Origin of the sequence: Streptomyces sp. NPDC006430, from assembly GCF_040612395.1 — a bacterium.
GTDB lineage: Bacteria > Actinomycetota > Actinomycetes > Streptomycetales > Streptomycetaceae > Streptomyces.
Genome location: NZ_JBEXQA010000008.1, coordinates 86764 through 101558, shown reverse-complemented (window position 1 = coordinate 101558; position 14795 = coordinate 86764). Strand labels below are relative to the sequence as shown.

8 protein-coding genes are annotated in these 14795 nt (G+C 71.4%); 5 read left to right on the top strand and 3 right to left on the bottom strand.

Annotated elements, in window-relative coordinates; genetic code table 11:
• The first annotated feature begins 86 nt into the window (after positions 1-86).
• Positions 87-2354, top strand: coding sequence for a M4 family metallopeptidase (locus tag ABZZ20_RS14780; protein WP_356869793.1), 2268 nt, complete (start codon positions 87-89; stop codon positions 2352-2354).
• A gap of 222 nt (positions 2355-2576) precedes the next feature.
• Entirely contained in the window at positions 2577-4052 is a 1476-nt protein-coding gene (locus tag ABZZ20_RS14775) for a nitronate monooxygenase (RefSeq protein WP_356869792.1), read from the top strand.
• 90 nt (positions 4053-4142) lie between these two features.
• Here ABZZ20_RS14775 and ABZZ20_RS14770 read toward each other — a convergent pair whose 3' ends face one another.
• Positions 4143-4775: a hypothetical protein gene (locus ABZZ20_RS14770; RefSeq protein ID WP_356869791.1), complete on the bottom strand. Its 633-nt coding sequence runs from the start codon at positions 4773-4775 to the stop codon at positions 4143-4145.
• Positions 4776-4936: 161 nt separating this feature from the next.
• Positions 4937-6478, bottom strand: coding sequence for a DHA2 family efflux MFS transporter permease subunit (locus ABZZ20_RS14765; RefSeq protein WP_356869790.1), 1542 nt, complete (start codon positions 6476-6478; stop codon positions 4937-4939).
• 136 nt (positions 6479-6614) lie between these two features.
• Here ABZZ20_RS14765 and ABZZ20_RS14760 point away from each other — a divergent pair, with 136 nt between their 5' ends.
• Positions 6615-7652 (top strand): AsnC family transcriptional regulator, encoded by a 1038-nt coding sequence (locus tag ABZZ20_RS14760; protein ID WP_356869789.1) that lies wholly within the window; start codon positions 6615-6617, stop codon positions 7650-7652.
• Positions 7653-7764: 112 nt separating this feature from the next.
• On the opposite strand, the gene glgP is transcribed toward ABZZ20_RS14760, so the two are convergent.
• Positions 7765-10419: an alpha-glucan family phosphorylase gene (gene glgP / locus ABZZ20_RS14755; RefSeq protein WP_356869788.1), complete on the bottom strand. Its 2655-nt coding sequence runs from the start codon at positions 10417-10419 to the stop codon at positions 7765-7767.
• 546 nt (positions 10420-10965) lie between these two features.
• Here glgP and ABZZ20_RS14750 point away from each other — a divergent pair.
• Entirely contained in the window at positions 10966-12960 is a 1995-nt protein-coding gene (locus ABZZ20_RS14750) for an alpha-1,4-glucan--maltose-1-phosphate maltosyltransferase (protein WP_356869787.1), read from the top strand.
• The gene (gene treS / locus ABZZ20_RS14745) at positions 12957-14651 is read left to right on the top strand and encodes a maltose alpha-D-glucosyltransferase (protein ID WP_356869786.1); all 1695 of its coding nucleotides are present in this window, start codon (positions 12957-12959) and stop codon (positions 14649-14651) included. Before ABZZ20_RS14750 ends, treS begins: the two co-directional genes overlap by 4 nt.
• Positions 14652-14795: the final 144 nt, after the last annotated feature.

Here is a 14795-nt window from a genome sequence, read left to right as displayed (position 1 = left end):
ACTCTTCGATCCGTTCTTCGCACCAGCCTGCTCTGCCCGGAGGCCCACCCAGCCGTCCGGAACCCCCCTTGCAGAAGGAGTCTGCGTTGAGTCCCACCCCCCACAGGCGTGCCACCGCGGCCGGCGCGCTCGTTGCCGCAGCAGCGCTGCTCGCCGTCGGCATACAGGCCGGCACCGCATCCGCCGACGCCACCGCGTCGCAGGCCCGCAACGCCGCACAGCCCAACCCGGGCGCGGCCGCCGTCAATCTCAGCCCCTCCGAGCGTGCGACGCTCATCGCCGACGCCAACTCGACCACCGTGCAGGCGGCCAAGGCCCTCGGTCTCGGCGAGCAGGAGAAGCTGGTCGTCCGCGACGTGGTCAAGGACGCCGACGGCACCACGCACACCACGTACGAGCGCACCTACGGCGGACTCCCCGTGCTCGGCGGCGACCTGACGGTCCATGCCAAGGGCGGCGTCACCAAGAGCATCACCAAGGCCACCCAGCACGAGATCAAGGTCGCGGACACCACGGCCACCGTGACCCCGGCCGCGGCCGAGGGCCAGGCCGTCTCCGCCGCGAACTCCGCGGGCTCCAAGGACGCCAAGGCCTCGAAGAACGCCCGCAAGGTGATCTGGGCCGCCGAGGGCGCGCCCGTCCTCGCCTACGAGACCGTCGTGGGTGGCCTCCAGGACGACGGCACCCCGAGCCAGCTGCACGTGATCACCAACGCCAAGACGGGCGCGAAGATCACCGAGTGGCAGGCCATCGAGACCGGCACCGGCAACACCATGTACAGCGGCCAGGTCACCCTGGGCACCTCTCAGTCGGGCAGCAACTACACGCTGACCGACGCCGGGCGGGGCGGGCACAAGACCTACGACCTCAACGGCGGCAGCTCCGGCACCGGTAGCCTCTTCACCAACACGACCGACATCTGGGGCAACGGGGCCGCGTCCAACCGCGCGACCGCGGGCGCGGACGCGCACTACGGCGCTCAGCTGACGTGGGACTACTACAAGAACGTGCACGGCCGTAACGGTCTGCGCAACGACGGTGTAGCCCCGTACAGCCGGGTCCACTACGGCAACGCGTACGTGAACGCGTTCTGGGACGACTCCTGCTTCTGCATGACCTACGGCGACGGTACGAGCAACACCCACCCGTTGACGTCGATCGATGTCGCCGCCCACGAGATGACCCACGGTCTGACGTCGGTCACCGGCAACATGACCTACAGCGGTGAGCCCGGCGGTCTGAACGAGGCGACCTCCGACATCATGGCGGCGGCCGTCGAGTTCTACGCCAACAACCCGCAGGACGTCGGCGACTACCTGGTCGGCGAGAAGATCGACATCAACGGCGACGGCACCCCGCTGCGCTACATGGACAAGCCGAGCAAGGACGGCGGCTCCAAGGACGCGTGGTACTCGGGCATCGGCAGCGTCGATGTCCACTACTCCTCGGGCCCGGCCAACCACTGGTACTACCTGGCCTCCGAGGGCTCCGGTGCCAAGGTCATCAACGGCGTGAGCTACAACTCGCCGACCTCCGACGGCCTTCCGGTCACCGCGATCGGCCGTGACGCCGCCTCGAAGATCTGGTTCCGCGCGCTGACCGTGGGCTACTTCAAGTCGAACACCAACTACGCCGCGGCCCGTACGGCCACCCTGCAGGCCGCCGCCGACCTCTACGGCGCCGGCTCGGCCACGTACAACAACACGGCCAACGCCTGGGCGGCCATCAACGTCGGCGCGCGGATCAACGACGGCGTCTCCGTCACCGCGATCCCGAACCAGACCACCCAGATCAACACCGCTGTGAGCCTCCAGGTCCAGGCGACCAGCACCAACCCGGGTGCGCTCAGCTACGCGGCGACCGGCCTGCCCGCCGGTCTGTCGATCAACTCCTCGACCGGTCTGATCTCGGGCACGGCCACCACCGCGGGCACGTCCAACGTGACCGTGACGGTGACCGACTCGGCCAGCAAGACGGGTACGACGTCCTTCACCTGGACCGTCGGCACGTCCCAGCAGAACGTGTTCGAGAACACGAACGACTACCAGATCGCGGACAACTCGACCGTCGAGTCCCCGATCGCCGTGACCCGCACGGGCAACGCGTCGAGCGCCCTCAAGGTGGACGTGAACATCGTCCACACCTACGTCGGTGACCTGAGGGTCGACCTGGTCGCCCCCGACGGCACCGTCTACAACCTGCGCAACCGCAGCGGCGGCAGCGCGGACAACATCGTCCAGAGCTTCACGGTGAACGCCTCCTCCGAGGTGGCCCAGGGCACCTGGAAGCTCCGGGTGGCGGACCTCGCCAGCCTGGACACCGGATACATCAACAGCTGGAAGCTCACCTTCTGACCCCACCGGGGCAGGTGAAGCGAAGCGGCTGACCCACGAAAACGCGGGGCCGTCCGGGAGAGACCCTCCCGGACGGCCCTGTTCCATGTGGCCCTGCGGCCCGGGCCGTGCGCCCCGCCGAGCCGGGACCTTCGGCACCTGTCGCCGGCCACCGTGCGCCGGAGACTGAACCGGAAGCGAACCTACGCAACCGTAGGTTCGAGTGATCCGAGGACGTGCCCCATGCCGCAGACCACCCCGACCGCCCCCACCCCCACCCGGTTGCCCTGGCTGATCCAGGGCGGCATGGGTGTCGGCGTCTCCGGCTGGCGGCTGGCCCGTGCCGTCTCCCTGGAGGGCCAGCTCGGCGTGGTCTCCGGCACCGCCCTGGACGTCGTACTGGCCCGGGTCCTCCAGACGGGAGACCCCGGCGGCCACGCACGCCGGGCGCTCGCCGCCTTCCCGGTGCCCGCAGTCGCGCAGGCGGCGCTGAACCGCTACTTCCGCCCCGACGGCCTCGGCGACGCGAGCACCCCGATGCGCAGCGTTCCGCGGCTGCGCGCGACGGGCGGGGACCGGGCGGACGTCCTCACCGTGCTCGGCAACTTCGTCGAGGTCTGGCTCGCCAAGGAGGGACATGACGGTCTCGTCGGAGTCAACTACCTGGAGAAGGTCCAACTGGCCACTGCCCCCGCGATGTTCGGCGCGATCCTGGCAGGCGTCGACCACGTGCTCGTGGGCGCGGGGGTCCCCGGCCAGATCCCTGCCCTCGCCTCACGGCTGGCGCGCTGCGAACCCTGCGTGACCCGGATCTCGGTGGAGGGCGACGAGGAGCCGCTTGAGCACCTCTTCGACCCCGCCGCCCTGCTGGGCGGGCCGCTGCCGGGGTCGCTGCGCCGCCCCGACGTGCTGGCCATCGTTTCGCTCCCGGTCCTGGCCGCCTACCTGGCCCGGGCCGACGCCACCCGCCCCGACGGCTTCGTGATCGAGACCAGCGGGGCCGGCGGCCACAGCGCTCCGCCCCGCGGGCCGATGCGGCTGGACACGGCCGGCGAGCCCGTCTACGGGCCGCGCGACCTTCCGGATCTCACCACCATGACGGCGTTGGGGCTGCCGTTCTGGCTCGCCGGCGGCCAGGCGAGCCCGGAGGCAGTCGCCGCCGCCCGTGCCGCCGGGGCGGCCGGGGTGCAGATCGGCAGCGCCTTCGCGCTGTGCGAGGAGTCCGGGATGGCCCGCCACCTGCGCGAGGAGCTCTTGGACCGGGCCCGCACGGGCACCCTTCGGGTGCGCAACGATCCCACGGCCTCGCCGACCTCGTTCCCCTTCAAGGTGGCGGAACTGCCCGGCACGCTCTCCGAACCGGAGGTGGCCGAGGCCCGGCACCGGATCTGCGACCTGGGTTTCCTGCGGACGCCGGTACGGGGCCCGCGCGGCCTGCTCTACCGGTGCGCTGCGGAGCCGGTGGCGGCGTACGTCCGCAAGGGAGGCGACGCGGCGGCCACGGCGGGGCGGCAGTGCCTGTGCAACGGGCTGCTGGCGACCATCGGGTTGGCGCAGCGACGTCCGGGCGGCCGGACGGAACCGCCGCTCGTGACGATCGGCAAGGACCTGTCGTTCCTGCCGGCTCTCTCCCCGGACGCGTCCCCGTACACGGCGGCGGACGTGGTGCGGTGGCTGGCGACCGGAGTGCGGACCGCGGGGGCACGGACCTCGTCGTAACGACGGCGGCCCGGCGCCCGGCCGGCGCGCACACGACGGGGCCCGGCACCTGCGGCGGTGCCGGGCCCCGGTGTCCACCCGGTCCGGATGTCAGCCGACGGCCTTGAAGATGGAGTCGAAGAGGTCCGGGCCCCCCTCGTGGTGGGGCCGCCCGGCGTCCGCCCCGGACCGGCCGGCCTGCGGGCGGCGAGCCTCGTCGCGGCCCCGGTCCTGGCGCGCGTCGCGCATGCGGCCACGATCCTCGTCCGTGAAGTCGTCCTGATCCTCGCGCCCGTCGCCACGCCCGTCGCCACGGTTTTCCTCGCGCCCGTCGCCACGGTCGTCGTCGCGCTCGTCGCGCCGGCCGTGGTGGTCCTCTCGGTCGTCGTCGACCGGTGTGAACGTCACCGAGAGGACCTTGACGTCGTTCACCCGGTCGCCCGGCTCCAGCACTCGCTCCGCCCGGCCGCCGCATCCGTGCTCCGAGAAGAGCACGGCCCGCGATTCGGTCTCGTTGCGCACCGATGTGGCGGGGCGGCGACGCGACGTGTCCGTCAGCTCATAGCAGGTGTCGTTGTCCGCCGGGCGGATCTGCGCGCGCTCGTCGTGGTCGATGACGTACTCCAGCCGGCCGAGCGTGCGGCGACCGTCGTCGCCGAAGTCCTCGGCCACGGACGGGCCGGCGGTGGGCAGGACGAGCGCGAGGGCGCCGAGGAGCGCTGCGGTGGTAGGACGAAGACGCATGGGGAGGCAGTCCGTTCTGTGGGCGCTGGATGCCGGTCCGATGGCATCCAGCGGGCAGCGTAGGAGCGGGCCCCCGTACCGAAACGATTCGGCATGCGCAGCACGTTCGAAGGTTCACCCTCCCGGATCGGTGGCCTGGACCCGTACGGCCGTCAGTCGGCTCAGGCCCGCACGCGGTCCGGCAACGGATCGCCCGCAGGGGCCCGACCCGCCGCGGCCGGCCCTGCGGGGGCCTGCCCCGGGGTCGCCGTACGGACCGTGACGAACACGACCAGGGCACCGGCCAAGCCCATCAGCCCCGAGACCAGGAAGGTGTCCCGCAGCCCGCTCGCGAAGGCCGCCTCCACCCACTCCCGCGCGGCCGGGCCCGCTGCCAGCAGTTCCCCGGCGCGCCCGGAGGCCAGCGCCTCGGCCGTGCCGTGCCCCTGGCCGGACCCGCTGAGCCCGTCCGCCAGACCGGCCTGGAAGACCGCGCCGAGCACGGCGATGCCGAGCGCCATGCCCAACTGCCGCGCGGTGTTCAGGGCTCCGCCGGCCATGCCCGCCCGGGCCGGGGGTACGGCCCCCATCGCGGCAGCCGCCAGCGCCGGGGTCGCCGCGCCCACCCCCAGGCCGGTCACCAGCAGGCCCGGGACCAGGGTCGACCAGCCGTCGCCCGCGTCCATCGTCCAGGCGAGGAGCAGCGCGCCCGCGCCGATCAGCAGCAGTCCGCCGCCGATGGTCAGCCGCGCCGGGGCACCGTGCAGCAGCCGGCCAGCCACGGCGGCGACGGCGGCGACGGCGAACGAGGCGAGGCTCAGCGGCACCAGGACCAGGCCCGCGGCCACCGGGCCCATGCCCTCGGCGGACTGCAGCCAGAGGGAGACGTACATCAGGTACGAGAACGCGGCGCCGGACAGCAGCAGCGCTCCGGCCATGATGCCGACGAAGGCCCGGCTGCGGAACAGCGAGAGGTCCAGCATCGGGCGGGAACTGCGCAGTTCGACGCCTACGAAGACGGCGAAGGCTGCTGCGCCGAGCCCGAACAGGCCGAGGGTGGCGGGCCCGGTCCAGCCGTTCTCGCCGACGCGGATCAGGGCGTACGTGAGCGCTGCGGCGCCGGTGGTGAAGGCGGCCATGCCGGGCAGGTCAAGGCCCTTGGCGCGCGGGTCGCGCGACTCGGCGACCGACCTGAGGGTGACGTACACGGCCAGGGCGCAGACCGGGAGGTTGATGAAGAAGATCCAGCGCCAGCCGAAGTGTTCGGTGAGCAGCCCGCCGACGATCGGTCCGGCCGCGGCGGCGGCGCCGTTGACCGCACCCCAGACGCCGAATGCGATCCCACGGTCTCGGCCCTGGTAGGCGCTGCTGAGCAGGGCCATGGTGGTGGCGAACATCGCGGCGCCGCCGATGCCCTGGACGGCGCGGAAGGCGATCAGTGCGGCCGGGTCGGTGGCCAGCCCGCAGGCCAGCGAGGCGGCGGCGAAGAGGGCGAGCCCGCCGAGGTAGACGCGGCGGCGTCCGGTGCGGTCGGCGAGCGCGCCCGCGCCGAGCAACAGGGCGGCCAGGGCCAGGGCGTAGACGTCCATGACCCACTGGAGTCCGGCGAAGTCGGTGTGCATGTCGGCGGCCATGTCGGGCAGGGCGACCATCACGATGGTGACGTCGACCAGGAGCATGAAGGCTCCGAGGCACACCGCTGTCAGCGGGAGCCATTTGCGCATGTCAGTTCTCCTCGGGGCATGGAAGCCCGGCAGGGGTGGCGGTGCCTCCAAGTTCCCAGCCGCACGCCCGATCCCCCATCTGCGCATCCTTGTACGCCGGATTTCACTCATGGCACCCGCTGCCATGATGGAAACCATGACCACGCCCTCGAAGCCTAGCCCCGGAGCCGGCACCGGCACCGTGCAGTTGGACGCCCTGGACCGGGCCCTGGTCCAAGCCCTGATGATCGACGGCCGGGCCCCCTTCAGCCGGATCGCCGAGGTGCTGGAGGTCTCCGACCAGACGGTGGTGCGCCGTTACCGCCGGATGCGGACCTCGGGCCTGATCCGGGTGATCGGGCTGCCGCTGGGCAGCCGCGTGGGGCTGTTCGAGTCCTGGCTGAGGGTGCAGTGCGCACCCGACGCCGCGCTGGCGGTGGCCGGGGCGCTGGCCCGCCGGCCGGACATCTCCTGGGTGAAGCTCGGCTCCGGCGGCACCGAGATCCACTGCCTGACCAAGGCCCGGACCCGTCAGGACCGCGACGGCCTGCTGCTGGACAAGCTCCCCCGCACCCGTCGGGTGACCGGGGTCAGCGCCCACACCATCCTGCGGGTGTTCATCGGCGGCCCGACGCAGTGGGGCGGACTGCACGGGCTGCGGCCCGAGCAGGTCGCGGCGCTGGCGCGGCCGTCCTCGGAGCCCGGACAGGAGCGGTACGTCCTGGACGAGGCCGAGCTCGCGCTGCTGTCGGTGCTCGGCCAGGACGGCCGGGCCGGCTATCCGGAGCTCGCGCGCGCCTCGGGCCTGTCGGAGTCCACGGCCCGCCGCCGGGTGGACCGGCTGCGGGAACTGCGGGCGCTGTACTTCGACGTGGAGCTCGTCCCGTGGACCCTGGGCTTGGAGGCCGAGGCGACGCTGATGCTGACCGCGGCGCCGGCCCGGCTGGCGGAGGTGGGCGCCGCGCTCGCCGGCCACCCGGAGGTGCCGTTCGCGGCTGCGGTGACCGGGACGGCCAACCTGCTGGCCGCGGTGGTGTGCCGGGACACCGACGCGCTGTACACGTACCTGACGGAGCGGATCGGCGCGGTGCCGGGCATCCGGCACGTGGAGGTGATCCCGACCCTGCGCAACGTCAAGCGGGCCGGGATGCTGGTGGAGGGCGGGCGGCTGGTGGACCCGCCGCCCGCCCCCTGAGTCGTCCAACGGACCCGGGTAGGACCGGGCGGCGTCGCGGGTCGATGACTGCCGTCGCCCGGACTCCGCACTCGGCCGCTCCTTCATCCACCCGGGCCTACCCGGACCCCGCTCAGCGCAGCAGTACTCCGTCCCCCGCGGCCGCGTCACCGGCCGCGTCGGTGTCCACCGGGGCCGCGACCAGCCCCAGTTCGGCCGGCGTCGCCAGCAGCGGGTGCGCGGGCAGGATGCGCACGGTGTAGCCGAAGGGCCCCGTGCGGTCGAGGGCGAGCGGACCCTCGTACGTCCAGCGCCCTTCCAGGTCCGGCCCGGCGGCCGGCTTGAGCGGGAAGGTCCGCCCGTCCCGGATCACGTCGTGCGGATCCACCCTGCCGGCGACGGCCTGCACCTCCACGTCCTCGGGTGCGAGCGCGTCCAGCGCCACCAGCACCCGCAGCGTGAGGGTGGACCCGAGCTCGGCGGTGCCGTTCACGGGTGCCGCGGCGAGCGCCTCCACGTGCTCGACGACGACCCGCGGCCAGGCCGCCCGGACCCGGCCCTTCCACCAGGCCAGGTTGCGTGCCGCGTCCGCGTCGAGGGCCCGGTGGGCGCGCGCTGCGGGTGCGTACAGCCGTTCCACGTACTCCCGCACCATGCGGCCCGCGAGTACCTTGGGGCCCAGCGAGACGAGGGTGCGCCGGACCATCTCGATCCACCGCACCGGCAGTCCGCTGCGGTCGGCCCGGTCGTAGAACCGCGGGGCGACCCGGCTCTCGATCAACTCGTAGAGGGCGCCCGCCTCCAGGTCGTCACGCCGCTCCTCGTCCGTGCCGAGCCCGTCGGCCGTGGGAATGGCCCAACCGAAGTCCGGCTCGAACCACTCGTCCCACCAGCCGTCCAGCACGGACAGGTTGAGGCAGCCGTTGAGCGCCGCCTTCATCCCGCTGGTCCCGCAGGCCTCCAACGGCCTCAGCGGGTTGTTCAGCCACACGTCGCAGCCCGGGTAGAGCTTCTGCGCCATGCCCATGCCGTAGTCGGGCAGGAAGACGATCCGGTGCCGCACCCGTGGGTCGTCCGCGAACCGCACCAACTCCTGCACGAGGCGCTTGCCCCCGTCGTCGGCCGGATGCGCCTTGCCCGCCACGACGATCTGCACAGGCCGGTCCGGGTCCAGCAGCAGCCTGCGCAGCCGGTCGGGATCGCGCAGCATCAGCGTGAGCCGCTTGTACGAGGGCACCCGCCGGGCGAACCCGATGGTGAGCACGTCCGGGTCGAGTACGGAGTCCACCCAGCCGAGTTCCGCTTCGGCGGCCCCGCGCTGGATCCAGGAGGCCCGCAGCCGGTCGCGGACCTCCTGCACCAGTTGCTCGCGCAGCCCGCGCCGTAGGTCCCAGACGTCCTGGTCGGGGATGTCGGCGACGGCGTCCCACCGCTCGGAGCCGCCCACCGACAGCGCGTCCTCGGTCCGCCCGGCACCGATCTGGCGTGCTCCGAGGCGGACCACCGCGGGTGCCACCCAGGTCGGGGCGTGCACGCCGTTGGTCACGGAGGTGATGGGCACGTCGGCCGGGTCGAAGCCCGGCCACAGCCCGGCGAACATGCCGCGGCTGACCGCCCCGTGCAGGGTGGAGACGCCGTTGGCGCGCTGGGCCAGGCGCAGCCCCATCACCGCCATGTTGAACACTCCCGGATCGCCGCCGGGGTAGGACTCGGCGCCCAGTTCCAGGATGCGTTCGACCGGTAGGCCGGCAAGCTCCGCGCCCGGTCCGAAGTGTCGGGCGACCAGGGCCCGCTCGAAGCGGTCGATGCCGGCGGGTACCGGTGTGTGCGTGGTGAACACGGTCCCGGCGCGCACCGCCTCGACGGCGGCGTCGAAGCCGAGTCCCCGGTCCCCCTCCAGTTCCCTTATGCGCTCCAGCCCGAGGAAGCCGGCGTGCCCCTCGTTCGTGTGGAACACCTCGGGGTCGGGATGCCCGGTGATCCGGCAGTACGTGCGCACCGCGCGCACGCCACCGATGCCGAGCAGCATCTCCTGGAGCAGGCGGTGGTCGCTGCCGCCGCCGTAGAGCCGGTCGGTCACCTCCCGGGCGCCGGCGTCGTTGTCCTCGACGTCGGAGTCCAGGAGCAGCAGCGGCACCCGGCCGACGCAGGCCTGCCAGACGTGCGCGTGCAGGGCCCGGCCGCCGGGCAGGCTCAGGGACACCCGGGCGGGTGCCCCGTCGGCGTCGCGGAGCAGGGAGACGGGGAGCTCGTTGGGATCGAGGACGGGATAGTGCTCCTGCTGCCAGCCGTCACGGGAGAGGGACTGCCGGAAGTACCCGTGCCGGTACAGCAGTCCCACGCCGATGAGCGGGACGCCGAGGTCGCTGGCGGCCTTCAGGTGGTCCCCGGCGAGGATGCCGAGTCCGCCGGAGTACTGCGGCAGGGCGGCGGTGATCCCGAACTCGGGTGAGAAGTAGGCGATCGCGGCGGGGAGATCGGCGTGGTCCTCGTGGCTCTGGTACCACCTCCCGCCGTGGACGTAGTCATCGAGGTCGGCGGCGGCGACGGCGAGCCGCCGCAGGAACCGGCGGTCGCCGGCCAGCTCCTCCAGCCGCAGGGCGGAGACGGAGCCGAGTAGTCGGACGGGATCGCCGCCGGCGGCCTGCCAGCCCTCGGGGTCGACGGATTGGAAGAGTTCGCGGGTCTCGGCGTGCCACGACCAGCGCAGATTGCGCGCGAGGTCGGCCAGCGGCAGCAGCGGTTCCGGGAGGACGGGGCGTACGGTGAATCGACGGATAGCCTTCACGCGTTCCACCTTCGCAGGCAATTGCGGATCGAAGCGGCCGCACCACGCTGTGCGCCCGCGCATCACCCCGGGAAGGCTAGCCTCGCCTGCGTCTGGCGACCATGGCGCCTCCCGCGCCCGTCAGGTCACTCGGGGTGCGTGCCCGCCCCTCGGCTGGGGCTCCGCGGGGTGTAGGGGATGGGCGGGTGTGACCCCGGGGGCGGGTGGTGTTCCGGCCTACATCCGTTAGTCCTCACCGACTTGACGGAGCCTCGGCGGATGTAGAGCAGGGCCTTTGTCTGAAGCGCGCGACTACGTACGAGTAGTTAACCGAGCACATTGATTGGGCGCGGCGATTGTGGGAAGGGCTCCCCGCGTACACGCACGGCGCCCCGCCCACCCCCTCTCCCCGCCACCCGAGTGAACGCGGACAGGAGCGGCCATGCCCGCAGCCCAGCCGTCTTCCGAGCGGCTAGAAACAGAGCGAACAGAGCGTGCACGACCAGCCGGTGCTCCGGCTGGGCTGTTGTCACCGAGCCCTGCGAACTGCCCCCAGGTGATCCCATCATGATCGGTCGTATTCCCGTGCTGGACGTCCGCCCCGCCGTTGACTGCGGGGCCAGACCCGCCAAGGCGGTCGTGGACGAGGTCTTCGAGATCTCGGCCACCGTGTTCCGCGAGGGCCACGACGCCGTCGCCGCCCATGTCGTGCTCCGCGACCCGACTGGGCGGCTGCGGCCCCCCGTGCCGATGCGCGAGCTGGCGCCGGGCACCGACCGGTGGGGGGCGCGGGTCTTTGCCGAGGTCGAGGGGAGGTGGACGTACACGGTCGAGGCGTGGAGCGATCCGATCGGCACCTGGCGGGCGCACGCCGCCATCAAGATCCCCGCGGACATCGACGCCGGGCTCACCCTGCTCGAAGGCGCCGAGCTCTACGAGCGGGCCGGCTCCAGGATTCCCAAGCGGGACGGGCGCGAGCACGTCCTGGCCGCCGCCGACATCATGCGCGACGAGGACCGGCCGGTGTCGCTGCGGTACTCCGCCGCCCTCGCACCCGAGGTGCAGGCCGCGTTCGCCAGGCGGCCGTACCGGGAGCTGGTCACGGCTTCCAAGGCCCTGCCGCTGCTCGTCGAGCGCAAGCGGGCCCTCTTCGGCTCCTGGTACGAGATGTTCCCCCGCTCCGAGGGGGCCGTCGTCGAGCCGGGCGAGGCGCCCGTGAGCGGCACCTTCCGTACGGCCGCCGAGCGGCTTCCCGCCATTGCGGCCATGGGCTTCGACGTGGTGTACCTGCCACCGATCCACCCCATTGGAAGTACGTACCGCAAGGGACCGAACAACACTCTTTCGGCGGGCAGTTGGGACCCGGGAGTGCCGTGGGCCATCGGCTCCACCGAGGGTGGCCACGACGCGGTGCACCCCGAACTGGGCACGATCGAGGACTTCGACGCCTTCGTCACCCGGGCCCGCGAGCTGCACATGGAGATCGCGCTCGACTTCGCCCTCCAGTGCTCCCCGGACCACCCCTGGGTGGAGAAGCACCCCGAGTGGTTCCGGCACCGGGCCGACGGGACGATCGCGTACGCCGAGAACCCGCCGAAGAAGTACCAGGACATCTACCCGATCCACTTCGACACCGACATGGCCGGCCTCGTCGAGGAGACGGTGCGCATCCTGCGGTACTGGATGGACCACGGCGTCCGCATCTTCCGGGTGGACAATCCGCACACCAAGCCCGTCGTCTTCTGGCAGAAGGTGATCGCTGACATCAACAAGTCCGACCCCGACGTGATCTTCCTGGCGGAGGCCTTCACCCGCCCCGCGATGATGCGCGCGCTCGCCGCCATCGGCTTCCAGCAGTCGTACACGTACTTCACCTGGCGCAACACCAAGGCCGAGCTGACCGAGTACCTGACCGAGCTCTCGGACACCCGTTCGGCATCCGTGATGCGGCCGAACTTCTTCGTCAACACGCCCGACATCCTGCACGAGTACCTCCAGCGCGGTGGCCGCCCGGCCTTCGAGGTGCGCGCCGTCCTGGCCGCCACCCTCTCCCCCAGCTGGGGCGTCTACGCGGGTTACGAGCTCTGCGAGAACACCCCGGTGCGGGAGGGCAGCGAGGAGTACCTGAACTCCGAGAAGTACGAGTTCCGGCCGCGCGACTGGGCCGCCGCGGACCGCGAGGGCCGCACCATCGCCCCGCTGATCACCACCCTGAACCGGCTGCGCCGCCGCAACCCCGCACTCCAGCAGCTGCGCGACATCCACTTCCACTCGACCGACAACGAACAGGTGATCGCCTATTCGAAGCACTCGGGCGCCAATTCCGTACTGGTGGTCGTCAACCTCGATCCGCACCACACCCAGGAGGCGACGGTCTCGTTGGACATGCCGGTACTCGGCCTCGACTGGCACGGGTCCCTCGCGGTGCGCGACGAGCTCACCGGCGAGACCTATCACTGGGGCAGGGCGAACTACGTGCGCCTAGAGCCGGGCCGCACGCCCGCGCACGTACTTGCCGCTCTGCGACCGTCCCCGCCCACCGGAGGGTCACCCACCACATGATGATCAACGATCCCGTTCACGACACCTTCGAAGACACCCCCGCCAAGGACCGCGATCCCGACTGGTTCAAGCGCGCGGTCTTCTACGAGGTGCTCGTCCGGTCCTTCCACGACAGCAACGGCGACGGCGTCGGGGACCTCAAGGGACTCACCGCCAAGCTCGACTACCTCCAGTGGCTGGGGGTCGACTGCCTCTGGCTGCCGCCGTTCTTCGCCTCGCCGCTCCGCGACGGGGGCTACGACGTCTCCGACTACACCTCCGTCCTCCCCGAGTTCGGCGACCTCGCCGACTTCGTGGAGTTCGTGGACGCCGCCCACCAGCGCGGCATGCGGGTGATCATCGACTTCGTCATGAACCACACGAGCGATCAGCACGAGTGGTTCCAACAGTCCCGCAAGGACCCGGACGGTCCGTACGGCGACTACTACATGTGGGCCGACAACGACAAGCAGTACCAGGACGCCCGCATCATCTTCATCGACACCGAGACCTCGAACTGGACGTACGACCCGGTCCGCAAGCAGTACTACTGGCACCGGTTCTTCTCGCACCAGCCCGACCTCAACTACGAGAACCCCGCCGTCGTGGAGGAGATCGTCTCGGCCCTCCGCTTCTGGCTGGACCTCGGGATCGACGGCTTCCGCCTGGACGCCGTGCCCTACCTCTACGCCGAGGAGGGCACGAACTGCGAGAACCTGCCCCGCACCCACCAGCTCCTCAAGCGGGTCCGCGCCGAGATCGACGCGCACTACCCCGACACCGTGCTGCTCGCCGAGGCCAACCAGTGGCCCGAGGACGTCGTCGACTACTTCGGCGACTTCGAGAAGGGCGGGGACGAGTGCCACATGGCCTTCCACTTCCCCGTCATGCCGCGCATCTTCATGGCCGTACGAAGAGAGTCGCGCTACCCGGTCTCCGAAATCCTGGCCAAGACCCCGGCGATCCCGGACCGCTGCCAGTGGGGCATCTTCCTGCGCAACCACGACGAGCTCACACTCGAAATGGTCACGGACGAAGAGCGCGACTACATGTACGCCGAGTACGCCAAGGACCCGCGGATGCGGGCCAACATCGGCATCCGGCGCCGGCTCGCCCCGCTCCTCGACAACGACCGCAACCAGATGGAGCTGTTCACCGCCCTGCTGCTGTCGCTGCCCGGCTCGCCGGTGCTCTACTACGGCGACGAGATCGGCATGGGCGACAACATCTGGCTGGGCGACCGCGACGGCGTGCGCACCCCCATGCAGTGGACTCCGGACCGCAACGCCGGTTTCTCCTCGTGCGATCCGGGCAGGCTGAACCTGCCGGTCATCATGGACCCCGTCCACGGGTATCAGGTCACCAATGTCGAGGCTGCGATGGCTTCGCCCTCCTCACTGCTGCACTGGACCCGCAAACTGATCGAGATCCGCAAGGCGAACCCCGCCTTCGGCCTCGGCTCGTACACCGAACTCCCGTCGTCCAACCCGGCAGTGCTCGCGTTCCTGCGCGAGTACGGAGACGACCTGGTGCTGTGCGTGCACAACTTCTCGCGCTTCGCGCAGCCCACCGAGCTGGATCTGCAGTCGTTCAACGGGCGGGTCCCGGTGGAGCTCACGGGTGACGTGCGCTTCCCGCCGATCGGTGAGTGGCCGTACCTGCTCACGCTTGCGGGGCACGGCTTCTACTGGTTCCGGCTGCGCAACGAGTAGGCGCGCGGCGGCGAGCCGCCACGCAACAGCACGGGGCGGGCGCACACGAATGGGTCAATCGCCCGCCCCTGTAGGGATCATCCTGACCCGACACTCACCCACCACCGGACAGCAACCCTCGCCATCCGGGACACTCTGCGCATT

Bases quoted from the DNA above. Each gene is read 5' to 3' on its own strand.
- ABZZ20_RS14775 (WP_356869792.1), top strand. From the start codon at position 2,577: ATGCCGCAGACCACCCCGACCGCCCCCACCCCCACCCGGTTGCCCTGG.
- ABZZ20_RS14770 (WP_356869791.1), bottom strand. From the start codon at position 4,775: ATGCGTCTTCGTCCTACCACCGCAGCGCTCCTCGGCGCCCTCGCGCTC.
- ABZZ20_RS14765 (WP_356869790.1), bottom strand. From the start codon at position 6,478: ATGCGCAAATGGCTCCCGCTGACAGCGGTGTGCCTCGGAGCCTTCATG.
- ABZZ20_RS14760 (WP_356869789.1), top strand. From the start codon at position 6,615: ATGACCACGCCCTCGAAGCCTAGCCCCGGAGCCGGCACCGGCACCGTG.
- ABZZ20_RS14750 (WP_356869787.1), top strand. From the start codon at position 10,966: ATGATCGGTCGTATTCCCGTGCTGGACGTCCGCCCCGCCGTTGACTGC.
- treS (WP_356869786.1), top strand. From the start codon at position 12,957: ATGATGATCAACGATCCCGTTCACGACACCTTCGAAGACACCCCCGCC.